Source organism: Streptomyces sp. NBC_00390, from assembly GCF_036057275.1.
Taxonomy (GTDB): Bacteria; Actinomycetota; Actinomycetes; order Streptomycetales; family Streptomycetaceae; genus Streptomyces.
On sequence record NZ_CP107945.1, the window covers coordinates 8,406,771 to 8,429,184 of the forward strand.

Below are 22,414 nucleotides of genomic sequence, written 5' to 3' on the forward strand. Positions count from 1 at the left end.
GGCGCCCGCGAGAGTCTGTCGATCGACATGAGGCTGCGCAGAAACAGGTCTGCCACGAATAGCCGGGCATCCCTCACCGCACCACGACGCAGTCACTGCATGATGAGCACAGCCACCCCGTTGATCCGTCCGCCCGCCAGATCCGTCAGGGCCTGGTCGGCCCGCTGCATCCCGTAGCGCAAGACCCGTACGGCGGGCCGTAGTCGGGCCGCCTCCGCGAGGTAAGCGCGCCCGTCCTCACGGGTGTTGGCGGTGACGCTGCGTACCGTCCGTTCCTGGAACAGGTGCCGGTCGTAGTCGAGTGGGGGTATTGCACTCAGGTGGATCCCGGCGATCGCCAGAGTCCCGCCCCGGTCCAGGGCATCGAGTGCCGCCGGCACCAGGCTCCCGGCCGGTGCGAACAGGATCGCCGAGTCGAGCGGCTGCGGGGGCACACCGGCCGATGCGGACGCCGCGCCGAGCTCCAGCGCCAGCCGCTGTGCCTGCGACGAGCGGGTGACGACATGGACCTCGGCACCCCGGGCGATCGCCAGTTGGGCGGTCAGGTGCGCAGAGGCTCCGAACCCGTAGATGCCGAGCCGACCACCCGGCGGCACGTCGGCCCGCTGAAGCGCCCGATAGCCGATGATGCCTGCGCACAGCAGTGGAGCGGCGTCCTCGTCGTCCCACCCTTCCGGGAGGCGGTAGGCGAATCTGGCGTCCACGAGCATGTGTTCGGCGAATCCGCCGTGGATGTCCCAGCCGGTGTAGCGGGAGTCGCGGCACAGGTTCTCCCGTGCCGTACGGCAGTGGCGGCAATGGCCGCACGTGCGCGCCAGCCAGGCGGCTCCCACCCGGTCACCGATGCGCAGGCCCTCGACGTCCGGCCCGGCGGCGAGCACCTCGCCGACCACCTCATGGCCAGGCGTGCAGCGTGGTGTGCGCGGTGCCAGGTCCCCCTCGGCGAGATGCAGGTCCGTGCGGCACACACCGCACGCACGGACGGTCAGCAGCAGCTCGTGCAGGCCGGGCTCGGGCGTGGTCCGCCGCACCAGCCGCAGCGGACCCGAGGCGATCGGAGCCGGGCGTTCGACCACCCAGGCGGATGTCGTGGCAGATCTCGGGCGCGTCGTCATGGCACTCCTGTCGGGCTCCGGTCCGCTGCGATGCCGGCCCCAGTGTGCTGCGAGGTCAGTGGATGCCTCCCTCATCAGTCGGCCGTTCGCCGACAATCACCTGCGCCGGACGCAGCAGGTGGCCGCCGACCCGGTAGCCCGGGCGCACGATCACGGTGCACGTGGGCCGCTCGAACCGGTCGGACACGTCGTATGAGACGGCCTCGTGCACAACCGGGTCGAAGGGGTCGCCCACCGAGCCGACGGGGTGCAAACCCAGGCCCGCGAGTTCTGTCCGCAGCGATTGGGCCACGCGCTGGAAGCCGCCTGCCTCGCCCGGTTCCGCTTCGGCGAGGGAGTCGAGGACCGGCAACAGCCGGCGGAGCACATTGGCAACTGCGATCTCACGGACCGCAAGACGGTCACGGCGTACCCGCTTGCGGTAGTTGTCGTACTCGGCCTTGAGACGTTGCAGGTCAGCCGTGCGTTCCTGAAGTTCCGTCCGGAGCCCGGGTTCAGCCGGCGGCTGTGCGGTCGCCTGCGCGAAGGCGGAGGGCGTGACGGCGGCCGGGCCGGTCCGACCGACCGGCTCGGCCGGGGCGATCATCAGCGGGGAATCGGCCCGGCTGCGGACATCAGTCAGGCGGTTCATCCCGTGCCTCCCTCCTGTTTGTCGTCGTCCACGATCTCGGCGTCCACCACGTCGTCGGCGCTGTCCGTGGACTCTCGTTTCGTCGTACCGGCGTCAGCGGAACCGCCCGCGGTCTGCTGGGTCTGCGCCTTGGCATACATGGCCTGGCCGAGCTTCTGCGAGACGGCCGCGAGCTTCTCGGTGGCGGTGCGGATCTCGGCCGTGTCCTCGCCCTTGAGCTTCTCCTTCAGCTCGCCGACGGCGCTCTGGACCTCGGTCTTCACATCGCCCGGGACCTTGTCCTCGTTGTCCTTGAGGAACTTCTCGGTCTGGTAGACGAGCTGCTCGCCCTGGTTGCGGGTCTCGGCGGCCTCACGCCTGCGGCGGTCCTCCTCGGCATGGCGCTCGGCCTCCTGGCGCATCCGGTCGACCTCGTCCTTCGGCAGCGAGGAGCCGCCGGTGACGGTCATCTTCTGCTCCTTGCCCGTGCCCAGGTCCTTCGCGGTCACGTGCATGATGCCATTGGCGTCGATGTCGAAGGCGACCTCGATCTGCGGGACCCCGCGCGGGGCCGGCGGCAGACCGGTCAGCTCGAACATCCCGAGCTTCTTGTTGTACGCCGCGATCTCACGCTCGCCCTGGTAGACCTGGATCTGCACGGACGGCTGGTTGTCCTCGGCCGTCGTGAAGATCTCGGACCGCTTGGTCGGGATCGTGGTGTTGCGCTCGATGAGCTTGGTCATGATGCCGCCCTTGGTCTCGATACCCAGGGACAGCGGGGTCACGTCGAGGAGCAGGACGTCCTTGACCTCACCCTTGAGGACACCGGCCTGCAGCGCGGCGCCGATGGCGACGACCTCGTCCGGGTTCACACCTCTGTGCGGATCCTTGCCGGTCAGCTCCTTGACCAGCTCGGTCACCGCGGGCATACGGGTGGAACCGCCGACCAGGATCACATGGTCGATGCCGGAGAGCTTGATGCCCGCGTCATTGATCGCGTTGTGGAACGGGTGCTTGCAGCGCTCGAGCAGGTCCGCGGTCAGCTGCTGGAACTGGGCGCGAGTGAGCTTCTCGTCCAGGTGCAGCGGGCCCTCGGCGGAGGCCGTGATGTACGGCAGGTTGATCGTCGTCTCGGTCGAGGACGACAGCTCGACCTTCGCCTTCTCCGCGGCCTCGCTCAGCCTCTGCGTGGCCATCTTGTCCTTGGACAGGTCGACGCCGTACGCGTTCTTGAACTGCTTCACCATGTGGTCGACGACGCGCTGGTCCCAGTCGTCCCCGCCCAGGTGCGTGTCGCCGTTGGTGGCCTTCACCTCGACCACGCCCTCGCCGATCTCCAGCAGCGACACGTCGAAGGTGCCGCCGCCGAGGTCGAACACGAGGATCGTCTGTTCGTTCTCCTTGTCCAGTCCGTACGCGAGCGCCGCGGCCGTCGGCTCGTTGACGATGCGCAGGACGTTCAGACCTGCGATCTTCCCGGCTTCCTTGGTCGCGGTGCGCTGCGAGTCGTTGAAGTACGCCGGGACGGTGATCACCGCGTCCGTCACGTCCTCGCCCAGGTAGGACTCGGCGTCGCGCTTCAGCTTCTGCAGCACCCGCGCGGAGATCTCCTGCGCGGCGTAGTGCTTGCCGTCGATGGCGCCGCTGTCCGGGAAACGCCACTCCGCCTCGCCCATGTGCCGCTTGACCGACCGCGCCGTGCGGTCGATGTTCGTCACGGCCTGCCGTTTGGCAACCTCACCGACCAGCACGTCCCCGCTCTTCGCGAAACCGACCACCGACGGGGTGGTCCGTGCACCCTCGGTGTTGGTGATGACGGTGGGCTCGCCGGCCTCCAGAACGCTGACGACGGAGTTCGTTGTACCGAGGTCGATCCCCACTGCACGTGTCATGGTCCACTCCTCAGCCTGCGGTCCACTTCCACAGCAGGTCCCGAACCCTGGACCGAGCGCCCGGAAGGGAGAGGCGGGGCCCGCCGGGCCTCACCGCGCAGCGCCCTCACCTGCTGAGATGGAACTAACCTCCTCCACTACCGGCATAGAACCTACCGATGCGCCTGTCAAGATGCCCCCATTGGAGGCATCTGTTCCATCCCGGCCTCGGGGCTGCCCCACCCTGGTCGCGCACTGCCGGATACAGGTGTTCCTCTTCGGCGACCGCGTGCCGGACGACTTCCATCGTCACGCTGCTGGGCTGTGCGGCGCCCCCGGGAACTGGACGGGACGGGGGCGCGGCCGCACCATGCCTCGCCCGGTCAGATTGGAGGGGGTCACGTGCCCGAACAGCCCGATCTGGTCTTCGTATCGGGCATCGATTCTCACGATCTCCTTCTGCGTCGGGGAGTTGTGCAGCAGACGGTCCGCGAGCGCACCCATGAGCCGGCCAAGGAGTCGACGCCCAGCATCTGGGCGGCCAGTCGGCCGCTGGTACGCGCGGGCCGCTGCGGCACCTGGGGATACGTCATCCAGAGCGCGGGCTGAACAGCTGACCCGTCCCGAGGTGCTGCGCCGGCCGTCCCGGGGCACACGGGCCGCGCCCCTGACCAAGCAGGGCCCCGAGGTCCGTGTCACCGTGTACGAGAACGGCGCCCCGCCGGCCTGTCCCGCCAGCACCACTGCCGCGCAAAGGATCACCCGCCCAGGTGCCGTTCGGGGAGTGCTTCCCTGCCGCCCAAGGGAGGAAGGCACGTCCACGACCGGCGCGTAACGCCACCAGGGACATCAGAGCCGGATAGCGTCGGAAATGATCAGATCCGTTCCTATCCAGAGGTTCGTGATGCGTCGTCTTGTCCTGGGGCTCACCCTGATCGTCACCCTCACCTCCGGCTCGTACCTGGGCAGCCAGACTGTCTCGGCCGAGAGTCAACCGTCGGGCCGCACCAGCGGTCGCGGTACGAACATCCTGGTCGTCGGGGTCGACAGCCGCACCGGTCTGTCGGCTGCCGAGAAGCGACGGCTTCATGTGGGAGGCGAAGGATGCGACTGCACGGACGTGATGATGCTGGTTCACCTGTCCGAGGACCAGCGGCGCGCCAGTATCGTCTCCATCCCGCGTGACTCGTACGTCGAGTACGCCGTGCCGGGTGACGCCGTCGGCCCTGCCAGCCGCGGCAAGATCAATGGCGCCTACAAGATCGGCCGGGGTCCGCTGACCGTACGCACCGTCGAAAAGGCGACTGGCCTTCGCATCGACCACTACCTCGAGACCGGGTTCACCGGCTTCGAGCAAGCCGTCGACAACCTCGGCGGGGCGACCGTGTGCACCGATAAGCCGCTCAAGGACGAGAACTCAGGTCTCGACATCTCCGCCGGCACCCACCGCACCGACGGAAACGCGACCCTGCGCTACGTCCGGGCCCGCCACATCAACCGGGCGGGGGACCTCGGTCGTGTCCGACGCCAGCAGCGCATGGTGTCCGGCATGCTTGCGCAGCTCAGCAGCGAAGGGGCCTTCGCCGACCCGGTCAACACGGTACGCACGGTGCAGGAGTTGCTGAAGTCCGTTCGCACCGACGACCGGACCGGACTGGACGACCTCGTGCGCATCGGCTGGGCGCTGGGCAGGCTGTCGGCGGACCGGACCGAGTTCAGTACTGTCCCGATCGCCGACTTCGACCACCGCGTACCCGGCGTGGGCTCCACACTCGTCTGGCATGAAGCCCGCTCCCGCGCGCTGTGGGAAGCTCTGCGCGCAGACCGCCCGATCACCGGCGATCCGCGGATCCAGCCCGTCCCGGAAACACCCGCCCTCACCAATCCTGCCGCCATCCACGTGCGCGTGGACGATGCCACTCTCGCCGAGGGTCTGCGGCGCAGCGGCTTCGTTGTGACGGACACTTCGGCTTCCGCCCCGCCCGTCCGCCCCGCTGGCCCCCCGGTCATCAGTTACCCCGTTGGCCGGGAAGCGGACGCGTCCACCCTTGCCGCCGCACTGCCGGGCTCGCGCCTACGGGTCGTGAACGACCGCAACGCCGCGTTCGACGTCGCCGTAGGTTCGCAACCCGTCGTGATCAAGACCGTCACCTACGACCGCAATGTCGCCGAAGGCGCGCCTGTCACGGCGGAAAGCCTGCGCTGCACCGGAACATCACCTGCACAGCCCGTCGGGCGTCCCTGACCAGTGTCGCGGCTTCAGGGCCCGTGCGTCACTACTGGTGGAGCAGGCGGGGCAGCGGACTCCGTCGGTGTGGGGGTGACACGGGCCGATCCTGGCCCCCGAGTGGGCAGTGTCGTCGTGTTTCGGCCGTGCGATGCCTGTCGGTGGTTGCTGATGTCACCTGCCGTGTTGTCTCCGGTCTCGTCTGACGCCGGCTCCCCCTTCGTCCCGACTGGTTCGTGCTCTACGCATGTGCCGTCACGCCGCCGACCCTTACGGTATGGGGGATTTCAACGAGGGCCCGCGGCGATTAGGGGGCGGTCGGTCGCGTTGCCCGTTCTGCGGGATGCTGGCGGATCGGGTGGCGACGCTGGAGCAGGATTGGGTGTTGTTGGAGCCGGACATGGTGCCGCTGGCGCACACGGTGCCTGCAGAGCACCGGTGGATCGCCTTGGCGGATGGCCGAGTGACGGTGTACGGGGTTTGCCCGCCGGATCCGTCGCAACCGTGTCGGATCGAGCATCGGTTGGCGTGCCCGGCTCGGTCGCTGCCGGATCTGTGGCCGTGGTTGACGACGCTGCGGGATGAGAATGCGCGGTGGGCGGCTCGGCAGACAGGTCCGGAGCCGCCAAAGCCACCGGAGGAGTTGCCTGACGCCGGGTAGGTCGACGCCCTTGGCCGAGGTAACCGCGCTGGTGGCGTCAGTGAGGGGCACGGTGGCGATCTGCTGGCTGTCGCCGACCGTCGAATCCCCTGAGTTGCCTCCGCTGCCGTTCTTCCCCTGCGATGTGGTCGCCAGGGCGAGCGGTCAGAACGTCCATGACGGTGCAACTCGTGTGGTGCACGGGCTCGGTGGAAGGCTCACTCGGTAGGAGGGTGTTCGGGGAACGGTAATCGGCGACCACTGGGCTCGCCGGTGGCCGGACGACCGGCCACCGGGTTGCGTGCGCGGGGAACGTCGGGCGGCTCCGCGTACGGCGCGTCGGGTTCAGTCGGTGATGTACCAATCGTTCTTGAGGTATTCCAGGGTGTAGCTGCCGAGGTCGCTCTCGGAGAAGGTTGCGGAGGCCCTGACCGCTTCGACGGGCATCTCGATCTTGTCGGGCGTGCGCACGACGATGCGCTGCGGGTCGACCGTCGCGGTTTGCAGGGCCTTCTTCTGCGCGGGCGAGATCATCTGGAAGACGACGGTGTACGTCGACGTGCACGGGCCGGCCCCCTGGTCCTGTGCCTTCTTCGCGGCGGGCCCGGCCACTTCGCAGACCGTGTCGATGTCCTCACGGCCCAGGGCGTGGAGGTACTGCTCGTACCGCTGGATCGCGCCCTCCTTCGTCCTGGGTGCGGGCTGGTCGCCGGTCGGCTGGGCCGACGGCTTCTCGGTCCGAGCGGACACGGACGGCGTGGCCGACGGCTCTTCGGCGTGCGTGGACGCGGACGGCTGCGAAGGCTTCGCGTCCGTGTCCTCCTTCGATTTCTCCGGACCGCACGCGCACGCCACCAGCGCCACACAGGCCGATACCGCCACGCTCACCATCGTCCGAGCTTTCATTCGGGTCCCCCATCACCAGCCGACGACACGTCAAGAGGTCACGCAGGATCCGGGGGAACGGTTCCCGAGCTGGTCCAGGCAGGACGCCGGTCCGTTCGCGGAGGCCCCGAGTCCGCGTGCGCCGCTGCGCGAGACCCCGTGCCGCCCAGCCCTCCCCGGCGCCGACGCGGCTTGGTGCTCCCTGCCGGCGCGGGGGTGTTGCGTCTCAGGGAGTCGGAGACTCTGCCGGTGGCGGTTCTCTCTCCCCCCCGTGATCCTGTTCGTCGTCAAGGACGCCGCCCGCGAGGTCTGCCGGTGCCTGATGGACTGCGTCGGGCCCGTCCTCGTCGAGGCTGCGGAGTACGCGCTGTGAGCGGGGGACAATCGGCGTGTGACACACATGATCGACGAGCGTCTGTTCGGCCACTGGTGCAGCAGCCCCTTCGACGTGGGGGCCATGGAGACCAGCGAGCTGGACTTCCTCCCCGACGGGCGGGGGTGGAGCCGCTTCGACAGCATCACCTCGGTCCTCAGCATCGGCCGCTTCCGCTGGAGCTGCCCCGGGCCGGGCCTGCTGGAGATCCGCTACGGGCTGCGGATCAGCGGCACCTGGGACTCGAAGACCTCGGGCTTCGCCACCGTGGACAGCACGGACCCCGACGACGAGGTGATCCGCACCGCCTACCGCATCGGCCCGGACACGCCGCCGTACGCCGAGGAGCCCGTCACTACGCTGGTACTCGAAGGCAGCGCCGTCGAGTTCGCCTTCCACTTCGCCCGCGGCCGCCTGGACATCTCGCCCGCCGACGACGACTCGGCGGCGGTCGTCCCGTACGACACGGCCTGACGCGGGCCGGCAGCGACGACCGGCACGCGGCCGTCCCGGCGCATACGTCCGCGCCATGGGACATGACGACGCCGGAACCTGATTCGGACCCACCCGGGACACTCCCAAGACTGCTGCGCTGCTCCCGTCCTGAGGCAGTCCGCCCCGCCGACGCGGTGGTGTTCCGATCGCCGATGCAGAACTGGTCGACCGCACGACCCGACTTCTCCACGCGATGACGTACTGCGAAGGCATGGGTACTTCTCTCCGCCGCTACCCGGACGCGATCACGGTGCTGGAGGCGCACGTCCGCGAGCTCGGGCATCCTGGGCCGACAGCCGAGCGCTGCGTCGCCGCGGCGACGATCGCCCAGTACCTGACCAAGGACACTCCTGTCCGATCCGACGAGCCCGGCCTCAAGGTGTGTTGGGAGCAGATCCGGTTGTCACACCTCGCCCTGCTCGAACAGGGGGACTGGTGCGACATGGCGCGGGAGGGTCTCGATGTTGAGGATGCTCGACTGACATGGCTCGCCGACGCCGTGGCACCAGCACTCAAGCTGAGGGCATTTCGGGTATTTCGTAACGGTCGGCCGCGCGCCGGGGGAATGGCGCAAGCCGGGAATGAGTGCTCTGCGCCAGTAATGTGAGCGCTTTTCTGGCGTGAAGTAACTGCTCGGGGTGGGGAGCCGGTGAAAGCCGGCTCCCCACTCGGCCGCCGTGGCTATCGGGGCTTGGCCTCGCCCGGTTCCCCAAGTGTTCTTGCTATCAGGTCGGTATCGCAGTACTCGGTCAGTGACTGCAGCTTTCCCTCTTTGATGTGGCAAACCCAGCAGTACGTATTGTGATAGGGCTCCCCTTCCGTGGTTGTGGCGCGACCTCTACACTCCACGACCACGCAATCGCCGGCGGCGATGAAACGTTGTGGGGTGTTCGTGTATGTGTCCGCGAACTGGGCGAGCAGCGGCCGAAAGAGTTCGTTGAGGACGGCCTGTTTACCCTCATAGGTCCCAGACCATTTCGTCGTACCGATGATCGTCCAGCGGAAGTCGTCGGCGAGGCTCTCGGCGAGGGGGCGGCCGTTCCCTTCCGCCAGCCCGGCGAAGATGTGCTGCATCAGTCGAGTGTTCTCGGTCTCGCCCATGACTCCTCCGTCACCGCGTGCCTTGAAGGTTCGGCCTGCCATTCAACAGGCTGGGCCGCCGTCGCGGGCGACCTTCCTTGTGGAGGCCGGGCACGGCGGGAGTGACGGCGCAGGCACCCGGGCGTTCGGGACCGACCAGCCAGGGGCCGATGAAGAGCGCACGCCAGGCCCCACATGAGCTCGTCACGCCCACGCTGCGGCCCACCCGTCTGCCCTCGCGCCCAAGACCTGATCCGGGCGAACCTCGAAGAGCAGGCAGCGCGCTGGTCCGAAGCTGATCGCGACGAAGCGTATCGGCGGTTGCTGCTCTTGGCCTCGGACGACCTGTACCGGTGGTTGAAGGACGCCTACCTTCCGGCGGAGCACCTGGTGCGGCAGACCTACGTGCGTCAGCTGCGGGGCGGCCTGGAAGTCGATGAGCAAGCGCTGGCCGCTCGTCGGGCTTTCAACACGATGCTGAGAGACGACCTCGTGGACCTGGCCCGCCCCGAGATCCACAAGTTGCGTGAGCCGCTTGCCTGATGTCCCGGGAATCGCCGCCACCAAGCCTGTTCCCGGGCCGGCCATCACTGAGGCTCCTCGGGTGGGCGACTGCCTGCCGCGCCTTGTGCGTGTTGAGGTGCCCTATCGCCCGACCGGAGCGGACCACGGGGGCCGGCCACGGCCCGGAACCACCTCTGGAGGTAGGCAGTTTCCCGTTGCAGGATCGGGAGCGTGGCACTCGTTGCGGTGGTGATGACGACGCCGGGGACCGTGCTCGGGCGGAGTGCCGCACCTTCTGCCTGTCCCCGTGGTCGAAAGCCGCCGTGGCGGCGGCCGCCCCCGGCAACGCTCCGGCCAGGAACACCACCCCCCGTGACACTCGCGCCGGGACGAAATGCTCTTTGGTCCTGCGAGGGGCTTCGGGCCGGGGTTGTGTCGATTCCCCTGCCCCCTGAGGGGTGGCGGTCAGGGGCAGCGTACGCTCGGGGACATGGAGTTGACCGGAATGGTGTGGGGCGCCTCCCCTGAAGAGCGGCACGCGCGTTACCCCTGTGACGAGTTCATGGACGGTCCGCACGAGCGCTGGACGCGGGCCGTGCACGTGGCCGCATCGCCGGAGCTTGTCTTCCGCTGGGTCGAGCAGCTGCGCCAGGCGCCCTACAGTTACGACTGGATCGACTTCCGGGGGAACAGGAGTCCGGACCGGCTGCCCGACCACGTGGTTCCCCTCGAGGCCGGTCAGCCCTTCATGCCGTTCCGTATCGCCCGGTTCGAGGCCGGTCGGCACATCACAGGGGTACTGCCGGAGGAGCCCGCACGGCGATACGGGCAGATGGCCGTCACCTATCTCCTCGAAGCGGCGCCGCGGGGTTGCCGGTTGGTCGTTGCCGTCGATGTCGAGAAACGGCCCGGACCGGTTCACAGGATGCAGCGCCGGCTACTGGCCTGGGGTGATGTCGTCATGATGCGCAAGCAGCTGCTGACGCTGAAGAGGCTTGCGGAACGCGATGCGGCAGAAATGTCCGGCCACCCGGGGCAGAACCGCTGATCTCCGATGTCCGTGGAAACGGATCGAGCCCGGGTTGCATGGTCGGTCACAGGGGGCTTGGTTGGCGGCCGATTGTCGGGTCGACGGTGTTGGTGGCGTGACTGGCTGCTGGGTGCGCGTCGGCCCGGCGCGGCGGTACGCCGGTACGCCGGCCGGGTGGTCGTCGCCTGACCGACGAGTTGACCGATGCCGTCCTGCGCGCCTTGTTGCGTCGTGCTGCCGGCCGTGACCTCCAAGAAGGACGCCGCACCTGGCACCCCGAACTCATCCTGTTCCCCACCTGGGGCGAACTCCAGGCATACGCGGACACCGACCCCGCAGGCCCTTCACCCCACCCAAGGACACCGACGAACGAGACGCCGACGGCCGCCCCGTCCCAGGACCCATCGAAGACACCGAAGCACGCCTCGCCTACGTAGCCGTAACCCGAGCCCAAGCCCGCCTCGACATCGGCGGCCTGTCCTGGAGCAACGACCACTCAGCCGCTCACAGTAAAGCGGGCACTGCCCGGTAACAGCGAAGCCCACGGACTGGGCCGCAAAATGGAATGGGACTGCTGCACGGTCTGGTGACATCTTGATCTGGCTTGCCCTTGGGGCGGCCTGGAAGGATGTTGCTGTGCCTGTCCCGTATCCCCAAGAGTTCCGTGACGACGTTGTGCGTGTGGCGCGCAACCGGTGTACGAGGATGAAGACGGCCGCGCCGGTGAGCATCTGTGCCTTGGCGCGGTCTTTGTCGTCGTCTGCGGACAGCCCCAGCTCCGCCCGGCGCTCGCGGCATGCCTGCCGTTTCGGGACCGAGCGGTAGCGACCCGGTTGTCGTCCACGAGTGTCACTGGATCGCCTCGGGCGGGTCCTCCGTCCCGAGCCCCTGATGCCCCCGCACACGACGGCGGTCTGCGGTCGGCGAGCCACCTGGGTCGCCGACGGCCCCGGCCTCCGGCCCCCGAAGGTGAGGCGCTACGCTGCCCGCCGACCACATGCGTGGTGCATGGGGAGCGGGGGGGATGGGACGAATGAAACCGGGACGGATTCTCACCACTGTCGTGGCTTTGGGCGGCGGGATGTTCCTGCTGGGCGGCAGCCTGCTGCGGTTGGAGACACAGCTGACGGGAACGCCCGGTCATTTCCGGGCCGAGCACTGCGAGATCTACGACACCGACGGTGACGACGACGGTCTGACGTGCTCCGGTCCGTTCGAGGCCGAGGACGGTTCCTTCCGGATCGCGGAGGTGGAGGTCGACACCACCTTCGACGAGAAGCCGACGGAGCCGGTGGCCGTCACCGTTGACGGACCTTCGGCGGCCGGGGCCGTCAAGAACGAGAACGGCGTCTGGCTGATACCGGGCGCCACGGGTCTGGTCTGTCTCCTCGTCGGGGCCTGGAACGTCAGACAGGCCGTGCGGTCGCGGGGCGCGGGGCCCTCCGGGACGAACGGCGCGACGAGCGACGCCGGAACGGCGGACAGGCCTGCGCCCAGTCCGTCATAGGCCGTGTCCGCAACGTCGGTCGGCCGCTGCCCTCTTCGTTGCGCGTCGTCCTGCGGGACTGAACAGGGGTGAGCGGTGATCGAGCCGTCTCCTGCCCCACCCCGGCGGGTCGTCCCGTCCCGGACCGGAGGCGGGTTGTCGACGGGATCCCGTGGAAGGTGTGCCGCCGACGACATCGCCCGCCTCGCCCCGCGCCAGGGCTCGCGGGCCACACAACCGTGCGTGCTCAGGACGAGGGGTGCACGACCTGGTCCTGTGGGCACCTGAGGTGCGGGAACACATCGTCACCGCCGCTGGCTCAATGGCCAACTGCCGGACGGGGCCGTCTGATCTGCCGGCGCCCCTCAGACGTTCCCTCCTTGCCGTACCGGGGCTCTTAATGGGTATCGAGGCAACCGTCCGTGCAGCAGTCCCGGTCTCCGTCGGTGTCGTGCACCGTCTCCTACGGGGTGAAGACCTGTTCCAGGCGGTGGATGGCGCCGTCGTCACCGGTCTCGTACTTGAACACCAGGCCGGAGTCGGGATGCGCGTCGATCCAGTCGATCAACTCCTGCACGCCGATCCGCTGGTTCTCGGTGCTGTGGACGATGGGCGTGGTGGCGGTGACGTAGGCGGCCTGGTCGAGGGCCCAGCGGCTCTCCTCCCCGCTCACGACGAAGGGCGCGCCGTCCGTGTCCTTCTCAGGGCATCCCCAAGCCCCGTGCTGCAGGACGAGGTTCACCTTCCCGGTGCTGCCGTCGAGTTCCTCGATACGGTAGAGGGCGATCTCGTCCGGGTCGTAGTCGTCCGGGGCCGGCGGCTCGCTGGCGCACTTGGTGGCGGGCTCGCTGGGCGCGGCCGATCCGGCGGGCGTGCCGGTCGGCTTGGTGCCCGGCTTACCGGCAGGCGTGCCGGTCGGCTTGGTGCCCGGCTTCCCGGCAGGGGTGCTACCGCCGGGCGTCGCGACGGCCGTGGTGCCGACGCTCGGTGTTTCGGCGCCGGCAGCGGAACCGTCCTCCTGGCATCCGGTGAGCACCGCGGCCAGTGCGACGGCTGCGAGAGCGATGACGGCGGGTCTGAAACGATCGGCGTGCATCTGGACTTCCCCCTGTTCACAGGCGGCCGCACACCGGCCGCACCCCGGACCGGGAACGTAGCAGCGGCCCGGTCGCGACGCAGCTCCGCACAACCTGATGTCACGTACCCGGGACACAGCCGTCACGGGGCACGGACGGTACGCCCCGGAGAGCTCCGTCGGGGGACGCGGTCTTCACTCCGGCCGCTCCGGCTCGTCGGGGGCAGCCGGCCGCCTCGTTCCGGCCCCCTGCCATGCCGCGTTGTCGACGATCCGCTCACGTATGAGGTCAATCAGAACGAGAATAGACACCACCACGGCCGCCAAGAGGACGGCGCCGATGGCGAACCCGACTGTTTTCCACACGCTGTATCTCCTTCCCACTGCGGTTGTTCATGGCCGGCCGCCAGGAGGTGTCTGAGCGCAGGTGACCAAACAGAAGGATCCGGCTATGTCTCGTACTCATGCATGGTGTCGGCGGCTGCCGCCTGCTCGAGGCGGTGACCGGCTTGAAGGAAAGGGGGCTCCGGCCGGTGAGCCGGACGACCACGCCATCGGCCGGTCCCGCGGCGGACCGACGACGAAGATCCATCTCGCGTCCGATCCCCATTGCCGGCCCCTGGTCTTTGTTCTCACCGCCGGACAGGCCGGTGACGCGCGATCCAGTCTCTCGTCCTTGATCTGGTTCGCGATGTCGCGGGGGGACTTGTCGTGAGGTCAGCGGGAGGACAGAACAGCGACCTCCCAGCCGAAGCCGACCACAAGCCGCCCATCCGAGGCCACCGCCATCGCCTGCACCGCCGAGGGGAACACCAGCTCACGGCCTGCCTGCCGGCCGGTGGTTAGGTCCCACACCTGGACCGTCGCGTCGAAGCTGCCGGTGACGGCGATGGGCCGGCCGTCCACCACGCCTGTTGCCACCGCTCCCACCGCGTCCGTGTGACCGTTCAGGGGTTCGCCTGTCTGCCGGCGGGTGGCGAGGTCCCACATCCGGACCGTGCCGTCCCAGAGCTTCCCCGTCCTGTGGGCGTGGTGACTGCTGGTTTGCGAGGGTGGTTGTAGTGGCCGGCGCGCCAGCATGTGGGGACATGCGCTGCCGGCCTGGACGGTGGGGGTGGCGGTCCTTCGTGGACCGGTCAGGATGGTGTGAGGGTGGTGGGTTGGCCGGTGCGGAGCGATTCGTAGGCGGCCAGGACGTTTCGAAGAGTGCGTAGTCCGGTGTGTCCGTCGGGGTGGGCTCTTTGGCCGGTGCGGGCGGCGGTGAGGAAGCTGTCGAGCATGGCGGCGTTGAGGTCGGTGGCGGCGGGTTCCCAGCGGGTGGTGGCTTGGGTGGTGTCGTAGCCGGTGAGCAGTGGTGGGAAGGCGTCGAATTCGGCCAGGGCGCGTTCGCCGATGCAGGTGAGGGTGAGGCCGCCCCAGGTGGGGTGTGAGGACGGGTGGCTCCAGCTGCAGTCGATGGTGGCGACGAGTCCGCGGGCGTAGGTGAGGGTGAGCAGACCGGCTGATTCCACAGCCGGTTCGTCGGCGCCGTCAGGGGTGAGGTGGGTGTTGGCGACGGCGTAGACCTGGGTGGGCTGTTCGCCGTCGAGGAGGACGTCGAGGAGGTCTGCGATGTGGACGGTGTGGTCCATGATGGCGCCGCCACCCGCGAGGGCCGGGTCGGCGAACCAGGGCCGTTCCAGGCTCGGGGGGCTGGAGTTGTTGACGCCGTGGACACTGAGGAGCCGGCCGAGGGTGCCGTCGGTGAGGGTGTGCCGCAGGGCTGTGAAGGCCGGGTGGAAGCGCACGGGGTAGGCGGTCATGAGGCTGACGCCGGCCTGCTCGCAGGCGTCGATCATGGCTCGTGCGTCTTCTTCCGTGGTGGCCAGGGGCTTTTCGCACAGGATGTGTGCGCCGGCGGCGGCGGCCTGTTCGACGAGTTGCCGGTGCCGGGCGTTCTCGCTGGTGACGATGACCGCCTGGGGGCGCTCTGCGAAGACCTCTTCATATCCTGCCCGGTAGGTGACGGCGAGTTGATCGGCCAGGGTCTTGCCGCGGGCCGGGTCGCCGGGCGGGGCATCGGGGTCGGTGGTGACGAGTTCGATGTCTGTGCGGTCGCGCAGCAGCTCGATGTAGGTTGCGGCGTGGACGTGGGCGAAGGACAGGACGGCGACCTTCATGGGCGGTTTCCTTCCAGGGGCTCTTGCTGACACGAGCCTTCGACTGCAACGGCCAGGCCGGTTGCTACGGACTGGCGGGCGGCTGCGGCGAGTCGGACGGCCGCCACTCCGTCCGATGCGTCGACCCTTGGGGCGGGCCCGCCCTTGAAGGCGGCTGCGAACTCGCGTATCTGGGTGGTGAACGGGTCTTCACCGAAGTCGCCGGTGGGTACCCCGTCGGCTTCGGTGCCTTGCTGCCCGACCAGGCGCAGTGACGGGTGGGCGAGGGAGTCGTGGGTGAGGGTGCCGTTGGAGCCGGCGACATGGAAGGTGTAGCGGAAGGGTGTGGCAGGTGGGCCCCATACGCCCAGAACCTGGGTGATGGCGCCGGATGCGTGGGTGAGGGTGGCGCTGCCGGTGGCCACGGGGCTCTCGGGCGCCTGGGCGTTGAGGTGTCCGCGCTGGGTGGCGTGGATGCTGACCACCTCTCCGAACAGCCACCTGGCGATGTCCATGTCGTGGAGCATCTGGTCGGTGACGATGCCTCCGGAGAGTGTGGGGTCGGCGAACCAGGGGCTCCATGTCGGATAGCGGCCGGTGCGGGTGAAGCGGGCCATCGCGACACGGCCCAGCGCACCGGAGTTGAGGGCGTGGCGGAGCCGTACGTAGGCGGGGAAGAACCGGACGACGTGTCCGGGGTACAGCTGACGGCCTGCCTTTTGTGCGGCATACGCCATCTCCAGGGCGTCAGCTGGGGCGAGCGCCAGGGGTTTCTCGCACAGTACGTCCGCTCCCGCCTCGAAGGCGGCCAGAGCGATGTCGCGGTGGGTGGTGGTGGGAGTGCAGATGTCGACGACCGTGGCCCACTCCAGTGCCTCGTCCAAAGTGGAAGCCTCGGTGGCTGCGAACTCTTCGGCGAGCTGGGCGGCTTGGCCGTCGGTCGAGAAGATGCGCACCCGTGCCCCGAGGGCGATCCAGGCGGGCAGGTGGGTGCGTGCGATGAAGCCGGCACCGATCACGGCCACGTCGAGTCTGTTCACGCTTCGGCCTCCGTGTCACTGCTTGCCGGGGCCCCTGTCCTCGTACTGATGGAGCCGCGTATGTGCTGCATGCTGCGGGGGGTGAGATCGGCAACGGTCCAGCGCGCTCCGGCGTGGGTGAGGTCGGCCGCGGTGGCGGTCGTTGTGACACCGACGATGTCCCGTACTCCGGCAGCTACAAGCGAGCGGACCCCCGAGGGCGAGTCCTCGAAGGCGAGGCACTGTTCAGGCCGGACCCGCAGGGCAGCGCAGGCCCTCAGGTAGCCCTCCGGCGACGGCTTGCCGCAGGTGATGTCCTCGGAGGTGACGACGACGTCGACCAGGCCGCGCACGTCGAGGACGTTTTCGAGGATGCGCCGGGCCCACTGGGCTCCGGCGCTGGTGACCACGGACAGGAGGTATTTCGTGCGCAGCTGCCGGATGAGCTCTGTGGCGCCGGGCACCACCTGAACGCTGTCGGCGTGATCCAGTGTGAAGGCTGTCATGGTGGCCAGCGCGGCGACCGAGTCTGTCCCCGTCCAAGGTCCTGGCACGCCCGTGATGACGTCAGCGGGGCGTCGCCCCATGTAGTGCTGCTCGTACTCGGCTTCGGTGATCTTCACTGCCCATGCGTCGAAGAATGCCTGCCAGGCACGCCGGTGCACGTCCTCGCTGAGCACCAACGTCCCGTCCAGATCCATCAGGACTGCCTTGCAGGCCGTGCCGGCGAGCCCTTTTCGCAGGCCGCTGCGCACGCCCGTCACGACGCGGTCCAACTGAACAAGAGTGCGCCTGCGCGGATCGGGCCGGTGACGGCGGGCGGCTGCGACGAGCCGGGCCGGCTGTCGAGCACGACGACAGGGCATATCGCGGACAGGCCATGTGCTCGGACCACGGCGGGGTCGAAGGTGAGCATGGCATGGCCTACCTCGACCTGCTCTCCTTCGGTCGCATGCGTGCGGAAGCCTTCTCCGTTCAGTCGAACGGTGTCGATGCCCACGTGCACCAGAACACCTGTGCCGCAGCGGGTTTTGATCACGAACGCATGCGGGTGCACTTTGGCCACTACGCCGGCGACGGGTGCCGCGACATCGAGGGGCCCGGGCTCCTGGGAAGGTTCGATCGCCAGTCCTGAGCCGAGCATCTGAGCTGCGAAGGCCGGGTCGGGCACCTTGCCGAGTGCTGCAAGATCACCGGTCAGCGGGGCGTATACGGCGAGGCTCACAGGATCTCCTTGATGTCCTCGGCCAGAGCGTCCGCCTCGGCGCCGACGACGACCTGCACGACGCCGGCCGAAACGAGCACCCCGAGAGCTCCTGCCTTTTTGAGGGCATCGACGTCGACGGCGCCCGTGTCGTTCACCTCGGTGCGGAGCCTGGTGATGCAGGCCTCGATATCGGCGATGTTGCCGGCCCCGCCGAGCCCCTCGACGATCAGCTGCGCTTTGGACATGGGTGCCCCTCCGAATGGATCACGTTGCGACTCAGTGCTACTGGTTATTACCAGTCATGACCACAAGATACCTCACTCCCGCGCCGGCGTGCAATGACTGAATGCCATGTGCATGTCAATTCTGCAACCTCCGCCCTCGGTTTCCCGGGGGCGGCTCCGTCACTGGTCGGTCAGGGTCATGTGCAGCTGGTAGCGGTCGGCGCGGAACCACGAGTAGGCGTGCTCGATGGGCTGGTCCCCGCTGTAGGCGATGCGGTCGAAGATCATGACGGAGGCGCCTGGGCGGATGCCCAGCAGTGCGGCGGTCTCCGAGGAGGCCGGCCCGGCCCCGACCGTCTGCTCCGCACGGTCGATGGGATGACCGAAGCGCGAGGCGAGAGTGTCGTAGACCGAGATCGTGAAGTCCACGCTGTCCAGCTCCGGTAGGAGGTCGGCGCTGTACCACGCGTCCTCGACGCAGATGGGGGTCCCGTCGGCCAGCCGCAGGCGGCGCACATGCCATGCCTGCTGCTTCTCGTTCATCTGCAGCGCGGTGGCGGTGGCGGGTGGCGGGGCGTCCTGGTTGATGGACAGCACCACGGTGCCCGGCTCCAGGCCCAGGCGGCGCATGTCCTCGTGGAACGAGGCCAGGCGGAGTTCCGAACGGTGCGCCCGCTCGGCCACGAACGTCCCGCGCCCGTGGACGCGGACCGCCAGGCCGTCGGCCACGAGCTGGCCGAGCGCCTCGCGTACCGTCACGCGGCTGACTCCGTGGTCGAGGCACAGCTGGCGCTCGCTGGGCAGCGCGTCGCCCGGGGAGAGCTGGTTGGTGCACATGTCGACCAGGATCGCGCGGAGCTGTGCATGTTTGGGCACCATGCCCTTGGCGGCAATCTGCTGTGCGGTCACTGCGGCCCCAATCTCGATCCGGGGGTGTGTCTGCGACCCCACTGGTTATGACCAGTATGCCTCACGCGTCCTTTCGCCGGGGCGGGATGGTCGCCCGGGGGGTTGGTGGCGGCCTGCAGGTGAGGGTTTTCCCATGTCTGACGCCATAGGCATTGACACCTGCGTGACGGCGGGACCATATTGAGGGCCAACTGGTCATGACCAGATAGTACCGGTCCTGTCCACTGGCTTCTCTTGAAGCCGTCCCCGGGCTGTGTCCCCGCCCGGCTCGTCTTTGCTCTCCTGCCCCCTCCTGCACACCTTTGAGGTCGTCATGAGCACCAGCACATCCCCATCCATCGGCCGCCGCCCGGGCCTGGCAGGCCTGCAGAAACTCGGCCGCAGCCTGATGCTGCCGATCGCCACGCTCCCCGCAGCAGGCCTGCTGCTCCGGCTGGGGCAGGACGACGTCCTGGGCCGCTTCCCCGCACTGCAGGACACCGCACACGTCATCTCCGCCGCCGGTGGAGCGCTCTTCACACATCTGCCGCTGATCTTCGCCGTCGGCATCGCCATCGGATTCGCGAAGAAGGCCGACGGCTCCACCGCCCTGGCCGCGGTGGTGGGATATCTCGTGCTGGAAGGCGTTTTCAAGGCCATGTCTCCGGTCGTCCTGGAAGGTCAGAAGGACCTGGCCGGGGAGCAGGCGCTGGTCAACTTCGGGGTCCTGGGCGGCATCGTCATCGGGCTGCTCTCGGCGATGCTGTGGCAGCGCTTCTATCGCACCGCACTCCCGCCCTATCTGGGCTTCTTCAGCGGACGCAGACTCGTCCCCATCCTCACCGCGGTGACCGCACTCGTCGTCGGCGTCCTGATGAGCCTGGTCTACCCGTTGTTCAACAACGGCCTCACCGCCGTCGGCGAGGCCGTCGACGAGAACAGCATCGTCGGCGGCGGCATCTACGGAACCGCGAACAAGCTGCTCATCCCCCTTGGACTGCACCACATCCTCAACTCCGTCGTGTGGTTCATCATCGGCGACTACAACGGTGCACACGGCGACCTGAACCGCTTCTTCGCAGGCGACCCCGAAGCCGGCATCTTCATGACCGGCTTCTTCCCGATCATGATGTTCGCCCTCCCGGCCGCAGCCCTGGCCATCTGGCGCGAAGCCCGCCCCGAGCACCGCAAAGCCGTCGGCGGCATCATGCTCTCGGCCGGACTCACCAGCTTCCTCACCGGCATCACCGAGCCGATCGAGTTCGCCTTCCTCTTTGTCGCCTGGCCCCTCTACCTCGTGCACGCCGTGCTGACCGGCACCTCCCTCGCCCTGGTCAACGCCCTCGACATCCACCACGGATTCACCTTCTCCTCCGGACTCATCGACTACGTCCTCAACTGGGGCAAGGCCACGAACCCCCTGCTGCTCATCCCGATCGGCCTGGCCTACGCCGCCCTCTACTACGTCCTGTTCCGTTTCGTCATCCGCCGCTGGAACCTGCGCACCCCAGGCCGTGAGGAAGAAAACCCGGACGCAGCCGAGGAGCGCCGTCCCGAACCCGCAATCTGACCGCCACGTCCCCGAACCACCCGTCGAAAGGAACCGTCCATGGCACAGCGCGTCGTCATCCTCGGCTCACGCAGCGGCCTGCACGCCCGCCCCGCCGCTACCTTCGTCCAGGCCGCCGCCCACAAAACGGTCCGCGTGACCGTGGCTGTCGACGGCAAGCCCCCGGTGGCCGCCGACAGCATGCTGGGCGTCATGACGCTCGGCGCAGCTTACGGCGACCAGGTCACCCTGACCGCAGAGGGTGACGGCGCGGAGGCTGTACTGGAAGAGCTGGCAGCCCTGCTGAGCAAGGAGCTCGACGCGTGAGCGCCTCCACCACGATGACCGGCTACGGCGTCAGCACGGGACTGGCGTCGGCACCTTTGATCCGTATGACGCCGCCGGTCATCACCGACCCCTGCGGGACCCCGGGCGACGACCCCGAGCACGAAGTGCAGCGTGTGCGGCAAGCCTTGGCCCAGGTCGCCGAACAGCTGGCCGCGATCGAGGCGAGCGGAACGACCGGCGCCATCCTGGAGGCCGGCGCCGCCATGGCCGGCGACCCCGCCCTGGTCCAGGCCGCCGCCGACCACATCGGCCAGGGCCTGCCCACCGCGCACAGCCTCTCCCTCGCCGTCGACGGCTACTGCAGTCAACTGGAGAGCCTCGGCGGCTACATGGCCGAACGAGCCACCGACCTCCGCGACATACGCAACCGCGCCGTCGCGCTCCTGCTGGGTGTGCCCATGCCCGGCATCCCACGACCGGGCCACCCCTTCATCCTGGCCGCCGAAGACCTCTCCCCGGCCGACACCGCGGGCCTGGCCGACAGCGAAGCGGTGGGGCTGCTCACCGAAAGGGGAGGCCCGACCAGTCACACAGCCATCCTCGCCCGCAGCCTGGGACTACCCGCCGTCGTGGGCTGCTGCGAAGCCGCCACTCTGTCCGACGGCACTCCCGTCATCCTCGACGGCGAAGCCGGTACCGTCGAAGCACACCCCTCGTCCGAACGCCGGCAGCAAGCCCTGGAACACGCGCGCTCCCGACAGCAACCTCGTACACACGGCCCCGGACGCACCGCGGACCAGCACGCCATCGCGCTCCTCGCCAACATCGGCACGCCCCGCGATGCCTCCCGGGCAGCCAGGGCCGACAACGAAGGCGTGGGCCTGTTCCGTACCGAATTCCTCTTCCTGGACCGCCGCGAGGCGCCCACCGTCGACGAGCAGATCCACGCCTACACCCAGGTCTTCACGGCCTTCACGGGCCGCGTCGTGACCGTCCGCACCCTGGACGCCGGCTCCGACAAGCCCCTGCCCTTCCTGCGGCTTCCTGCCGAGGACAACCCCGCCCTGGGCGTCCGGGGCCTGCGCACCTCGACGATCGAGCCCGGCATCCTCGAAACCCAGCTCAAGGCACTCGTGGCGGCACAGCAAAGGACCGGCGTGCAGATGAAGGTCATGGCACCCATGGTCTCCACCGCGCAGGAAGCCGCACAGTTCGCCGACCTGGCCCGCGGCCACGGAGTACAGACCGTCGGCATCATGATCGAAGTACCGTCGGCAGCCCTTCTCGCGCACGAGGTTCTGCGGCACGTCGACTTCGCCAGTATCGGCACAAACGACCTGGCCCAGTACACCCTCGCCGCAGACCGCACGGCTCACACCCTCGCCCACCTTCTGGACCCCTGGCAGCCGGCCCTTCTCACCCTCATCTCCCAGGTGTGCAGCGCCGCAAGGGCACTCGGCCGCCCCGTCGGTGTCTGCGGTGAAGCGGCCGCCGACCCGCTCCTCGCCCCCGTCCTGGCCGGGCTGGGCGTGAGCAGCCTCTCCATGGCCGCCCCGGCTGTTGCCGCCGTGCGCGATGCGCTCGCCCGGCTCACGTTGCACGAGTGCAAAGAGCTGGCCACGGGCGCGCTCAGCGCCGGGGAACCCCGCACAGCACGGCGGATGAGTGGCACCTTCCTCGGCGCAGCGAGCGAACGGCAGGAGGCCTGAC

Annotated in this window: 25 protein-coding genes and 2 pseudogenes; 13 read left to right on the top strand and 14 right to left on the bottom strand. The window is 68.7% G+C overall.

The window, feature by feature from the left end:
• Window positions 1–92: 92 nt before the first annotated feature.
• Genes OHS70_RS37610 through dnaK form a run of 3 tightly spaced genes read right to left on the bottom strand, consistent with a single transcriptional unit; the run spans window position 93 to window position 3,617 of the window.
• The gene (locus OHS70_RS37610; RefSeq protein WP_328405174.1) at window positions 93–1,115 is read right to left on the bottom strand and encodes a zinc-dependent alcohol dehydrogenase family protein; all 1,023 of its coding nucleotides are present in this window, start codon (window positions 1,113–1,115) and stop codon (window positions 93–95) included.
• 55 nt (window positions 1,116–1,170) lie between these two features.
• Window positions 1,171–1,746, bottom strand: a complete 576-nt coding sequence (gene grpE, locus OHS70_RS37615; protein ID WP_328405176.1) for a nucleotide exchange factor GrpE — start codon at window positions 1,744–1,746, stop codon at window positions 1,171–1,173.
• Window positions 1,743–3,617, bottom strand: a complete 1,875-nt coding sequence (dnaK, locus tag OHS70_RS37620) for a molecular chaperone DnaK (RefSeq protein WP_328405178.1) — start codon at window positions 3,615–3,617, stop codon at window positions 1,743–1,745. Before dnaK ends, grpE begins: the two co-directional genes overlap by 4 nt.
• A gap of 381 nt (window positions 3,618–3,998) precedes the next feature.
• On the opposite strand from dnaK, the gene OHS70_RS37625 reads away from it, so the two are divergent.
• From OHS70_RS37625 to OHS70_RS37635, 3 genes are all read left to right on the top strand, one after another.
• The gene (locus OHS70_RS37625; protein WP_328405180.1) at window positions 3,999–4,205 is read left to right on the top strand and encodes a hypothetical protein; all 207 of its coding nucleotides are present in this window, start codon (window positions 3,999–4,001) and stop codon (window positions 4,203–4,205) included.
• A 295-nt stretch (window positions 4,206–4,500) separates the two neighbouring features.
• The gene (locus tag OHS70_RS37630) at window positions 4,501–5,841 is read left to right on the top strand and encodes an LCP family protein (RefSeq protein ID WP_328406173.1); all 1,341 of its coding nucleotides are present in this window, start codon (window positions 4,501–4,503) and stop codon (window positions 5,839–5,841) included.
• Window positions 5,842–6,100: 259 nt separating this feature from the next.
• Window positions 6,101–6,484, top strand: coding sequence for a DUF6083 domain-containing protein (locus OHS70_RS37635; protein WP_328405182.1), 384 nt, complete (start codon window positions 6,101–6,103; stop codon window positions 6,482–6,484).
• A 324-nt stretch (window positions 6,485–6,808) separates the two neighbouring features.
• Here OHS70_RS37635 and OHS70_RS37640 read toward each other — a convergent pair whose 3' ends face one another.
• Entirely contained in the window at window positions 6,809–7,345 is a 537-nt protein-coding gene (locus OHS70_RS37640; RefSeq protein WP_328405184.1) for a hypothetical protein, read from the bottom strand.
• A gap of 394 nt (window positions 7,346–7,739) precedes the next feature.
• On the opposite strand from OHS70_RS37640, the gene OHS70_RS37645 reads away from it, so the two are divergent.
• Complete coding sequence (locus OHS70_RS37645; RefSeq protein ID WP_328405186.1) at window positions 7,740–8,195, top strand: hypothetical protein; 456 nt, start codon at window positions 7,740–7,742, stop codon at window positions 8,193–8,195.
• A 232-nt stretch (window positions 8,196–8,427) separates the two neighbouring features.
• Window positions 8,428–8,823 (top strand): hypothetical protein, encoded by a 396-nt coding sequence (locus tag OHS70_RS37650; protein ID WP_328405188.1) that lies wholly within the window; start codon window positions 8,428–8,430, stop codon window positions 8,821–8,823.
• A gap of 74 nt (window positions 8,824–8,897) precedes the next feature.
• On the opposite strand, the gene OHS70_RS37655 is transcribed toward OHS70_RS37650, so the two are convergent.
• Window positions 8,898–9,317, bottom strand: coding sequence for a nuclear transport factor 2 family protein (locus tag OHS70_RS37655; protein WP_328405190.1), 420 nt, complete (start codon window positions 9,315–9,317; stop codon window positions 8,898–8,900).
• A gap of 174 nt (window positions 9,318–9,491) precedes the next feature.
• Here OHS70_RS37655 and OHS70_RS37660 point away from each other — a divergent pair, with 174 nt between their 5' ends.
• From OHS70_RS37660 to OHS70_RS37675, 4 genes and pseudogenes are all read left to right on the top strand, one after another.
• Complete coding sequence (locus OHS70_RS37660; RefSeq protein WP_328405192.1) at window positions 9,492–9,839, top strand: hypothetical protein; 348 nt, start codon at window positions 9,492–9,494, stop codon at window positions 9,837–9,839.
• Window positions 9,840–10,290: 451 nt separating this feature from the next.
• Window positions 10,291–10,848 carry a hypothetical protein gene (locus tag OHS70_RS37665; protein WP_328405194.1) on the top strand — a complete coding sequence of 186 codons (558 nt, stop codon included), beginning with the start codon at window positions 10,291–10,293 and terminating at the stop codon, window positions 10,846–10,848.
• A 194-nt stretch (window positions 10,849–11,042) separates the two neighbouring features.
• A pseudogene (locus tag OHS70_RS37670) lies at window positions 11,043–11,362 on the top strand (DNA helicase); the annotation flags it as partial.
• A gap of 492 nt (window positions 11,363–11,854) precedes the next feature.
• Window positions 11,855–12,337 (top strand): hypothetical protein, encoded by a 483-nt coding sequence (locus OHS70_RS37675; protein ID WP_328405196.1) that lies wholly within the window; start codon window positions 11,855–11,857, stop codon window positions 12,335–12,337.
• 442 nt (window positions 12,338–12,779) lie between these two features.
• On the opposite strand, the gene OHS70_RS37680 is transcribed toward OHS70_RS37675, so the two are convergent.
• Both OHS70_RS37680 and OHS70_RS37685 read right to left on the bottom strand, forming a co-directional pair.
• A complete protein-coding gene (locus tag OHS70_RS37680) occupies window positions 12,780–13,412 on the bottom strand; it encodes a hypothetical protein (RefSeq protein ID WP_328405198.1) in 633 nt (210 codons plus the stop codon).
• Between the two features lie 174 nt (window positions 13,413–13,586).
• Entirely contained in the window at window positions 13,587–13,757 is a 171-nt protein-coding gene (locus tag OHS70_RS37685) for a hypothetical protein (protein ID WP_328405200.1), read from the bottom strand.
• A gap of 178 nt (window positions 13,758–13,935) precedes the next feature.
• On the opposite strand from OHS70_RS37685, the pseudogene OHS70_RS37690 reads away from it, so the two are divergent.
• Window positions 13,936–14,046: pseudogene (locus OHS70_RS37690) on the top strand (IS5/IS1182 family transposase); the annotation flags it as partial.
• Window positions 14,047–14,108: 62 nt separating this feature from the next.
• Here OHS70_RS37690 and OHS70_RS37695 read toward each other — a convergent pair.
• The 7 genes from OHS70_RS37695 to OHS70_RS37725 all read right to left on the bottom strand — a co-directional run bounded on the left by OHS70_RS37695 (window position 14,109) and on the right by OHS70_RS37725 (window position 18,888).
• Window positions 14,109–14,471: a WD40 repeat domain-containing protein gene (locus tag OHS70_RS37695; RefSeq protein WP_328405202.1), complete on the bottom strand. Its 363-nt coding sequence runs from the start codon at window positions 14,469–14,471 to the stop codon at window positions 14,109–14,111.
• A gap of 56 nt (window positions 14,472–14,527) precedes the next feature.
• Entirely contained in the window at window positions 14,528–15,550 is a 1,023-nt protein-coding gene (locus tag OHS70_RS37700) for a Gfo/Idh/MocA family protein (RefSeq protein ID WP_328405203.1), read from the bottom strand.
• Complete coding sequence (locus tag OHS70_RS37705) at window positions 15,547–16,569, bottom strand: Gfo/Idh/MocA family protein (protein ID WP_328405205.1); 1,023 nt, start codon at window positions 16,567–16,569, stop codon at window positions 15,547–15,549. The genes OHS70_RS37700 and OHS70_RS37705 overlap by 4 nt, the downstream gene beginning before the upstream one ends.
• The gene (locus tag OHS70_RS37710) at window positions 16,566–17,324 is read right to left on the bottom strand and encodes an HAD family hydrolase (RefSeq protein ID WP_328405207.1); all 759 of its coding nucleotides are present in this window, start codon (window positions 17,322–17,324) and stop codon (window positions 16,566–16,568) included. Before OHS70_RS37710 ends, OHS70_RS37705 begins: the two co-directional genes overlap by 4 nt.
• Window positions 17,309–17,773 (bottom strand): PTS sugar transporter subunit IIA, encoded by a 465-nt coding sequence (locus tag OHS70_RS37715; protein WP_328405209.1) that lies wholly within the window; start codon window positions 17,771–17,773, stop codon window positions 17,309–17,311. Before OHS70_RS37715 ends, OHS70_RS37710 begins: the two co-directional genes overlap by 16 nt.
• Window positions 17,770–18,000, bottom strand: a complete 231-nt coding sequence (locus tag OHS70_RS37720; RefSeq protein WP_328405211.1) for a glucose PTS transporter subunit EIIB — start codon at window positions 17,998–18,000, stop codon at window positions 17,770–17,772. Before OHS70_RS37720 ends, OHS70_RS37715 begins: the two co-directional genes overlap by 4 nt.
• A 159-nt stretch (window positions 18,001–18,159) precedes the next feature.
• Window positions 18,160–18,888 carry a GntR family transcriptional regulator gene (locus tag OHS70_RS37725; protein ID WP_328405213.1) on the bottom strand — a complete coding sequence of 243 codons (729 nt, stop codon included), beginning with the start codon at window positions 18,886–18,888 and terminating at the stop codon, window positions 18,160–18,162.
• Between the two features lie 313 nt (window positions 18,889–19,201).
• Here OHS70_RS37725 and OHS70_RS37730 point away from each other — a divergent pair, with 313 nt between their 5' ends.
• The 3 genes from OHS70_RS37730 to ptsP are packed head-to-tail and all read left to right on the top strand — an operon-like array spanning window position 19,202 to window position 22,413.
• Entirely contained in the window at window positions 19,202–20,437 is a 1,236-nt protein-coding gene (locus OHS70_RS37730; protein ID WP_328405215.1) for a PTS transporter subunit EIIC, read from the top strand.
• A 39-nt stretch (window positions 20,438–20,476) separates the two neighbouring features.
• A complete protein-coding gene (locus OHS70_RS37735; protein WP_328405217.1) occupies window positions 20,477–20,743 on the top strand; it encodes an HPr family phosphocarrier protein in 267 nt (88 codons plus the stop codon).
• The gene (ptsP, locus tag OHS70_RS37740; protein WP_328405219.1) at window positions 20,740–22,413 is read left to right on the top strand and encodes a phosphoenolpyruvate--protein phosphotransferase; all 1,674 of its coding nucleotides are present in this window, start codon (window positions 20,740–20,742) and stop codon (window positions 22,411–22,413) included. Before OHS70_RS37735 ends, ptsP begins: the two co-directional genes overlap by 4 nt.
• The last annotated feature ends 1 nt before the right edge of the window (window position 22,414 follow it).

Coding starts and splice junctions, on each gene's coding strand:
- OHS70_RS37610 (WP_328405174.1), bottom strand. CDS start 1,115: ATGACGACGCGCCCGAGATCTGCCACGACATCCGCCTGGGTGGTCGAA.
- grpE (WP_328405176.1), bottom strand. CDS start 1,746: ATGAACCGCCTGACTGATGTCCGCAGCCGGGCCGATTCCCCGCTGATG.
- dnaK (WP_328405178.1), bottom strand. CDS start 3,617: ATGACACGTGCAGTGGGGATCGACCTCGGTACAACGAACTCCGTCGTC.
- OHS70_RS37630 (WP_328406173.1), top strand. CDS start 4,501: ATGCGTCGTCTTGTCCTGGGGCTCACCCTGATCGTCACCCTCACCTCC.
- OHS70_RS37635 (WP_328405182.1), top strand. CDS start 6,101: ATGGGGGATTTCAACGAGGGCCCGCGGCGATTAGGGGGCGGTCGGTCG.
- OHS70_RS37650 (WP_328405188.1), top strand. CDS start 8,428: ATGGGTACTTCTCTCCGCCGCTACCCGGACGCGATCACGGTGCTGGAG.
- OHS70_RS37655 (WP_328405190.1), bottom strand. CDS start 9,317: ATGGGCGAGACCGAGAACACTCGACTGATGCAGCACATCTTCGCCGGG.
- OHS70_RS37660 (WP_328405192.1), top strand. CDS start 9,492: ATGAGCTCGTCACGCCCACGCTGCGGCCCACCCGTCTGCCCTCGCGCC.
- OHS70_RS37665 (WP_328405194.1), top strand. CDS start 10,291: ATGGAGTTGACCGGAATGGTGTGGGGCGCCTCCCCTGAAGAGCGGCAC.
- OHS70_RS37675 (WP_328405196.1), top strand. CDS start 11,855: ATGGGACGAATGAAACCGGGACGGATTCTCACCACTGTCGTGGCTTTG.
- OHS70_RS37680 (WP_328405198.1), bottom strand. CDS start 13,412: ATGCACGCCGATCGTTTCAGACCCGCCGTCATCGCTCTCGCAGCCGTC.
- OHS70_RS37695 (WP_328405202.1), bottom strand. CDS start 14,471: ATGCTGGCGCGCCGGCCACTACAACCACCCTCGCAAACCAGCAGTCAC.
- OHS70_RS37700 (WP_328405203.1), bottom strand. CDS start 15,550: ATGAAGGTCGCCGTCCTGTCCTTCGCCCACGTCCACGCCGCAACCTAC.
- OHS70_RS37720 (WP_328405211.1), bottom strand. CDS start 18,000: ATGTCCAAAGCGCAGCTGATCGTCGAGGGGCTCGGCGGGGCCGGCAAC.
- OHS70_RS37730 (WP_328405215.1), top strand. CDS start 19,202: ATGAGCACCAGCACATCCCCATCCATCGGCCGCCGCCCGGGCCTGGCA.
- OHS70_RS37735 (WP_328405217.1), top strand. CDS start 20,477: ATGGCACAGCGCGTCGTCATCCTCGGCTCACGCAGCGGCCTGCACGCC.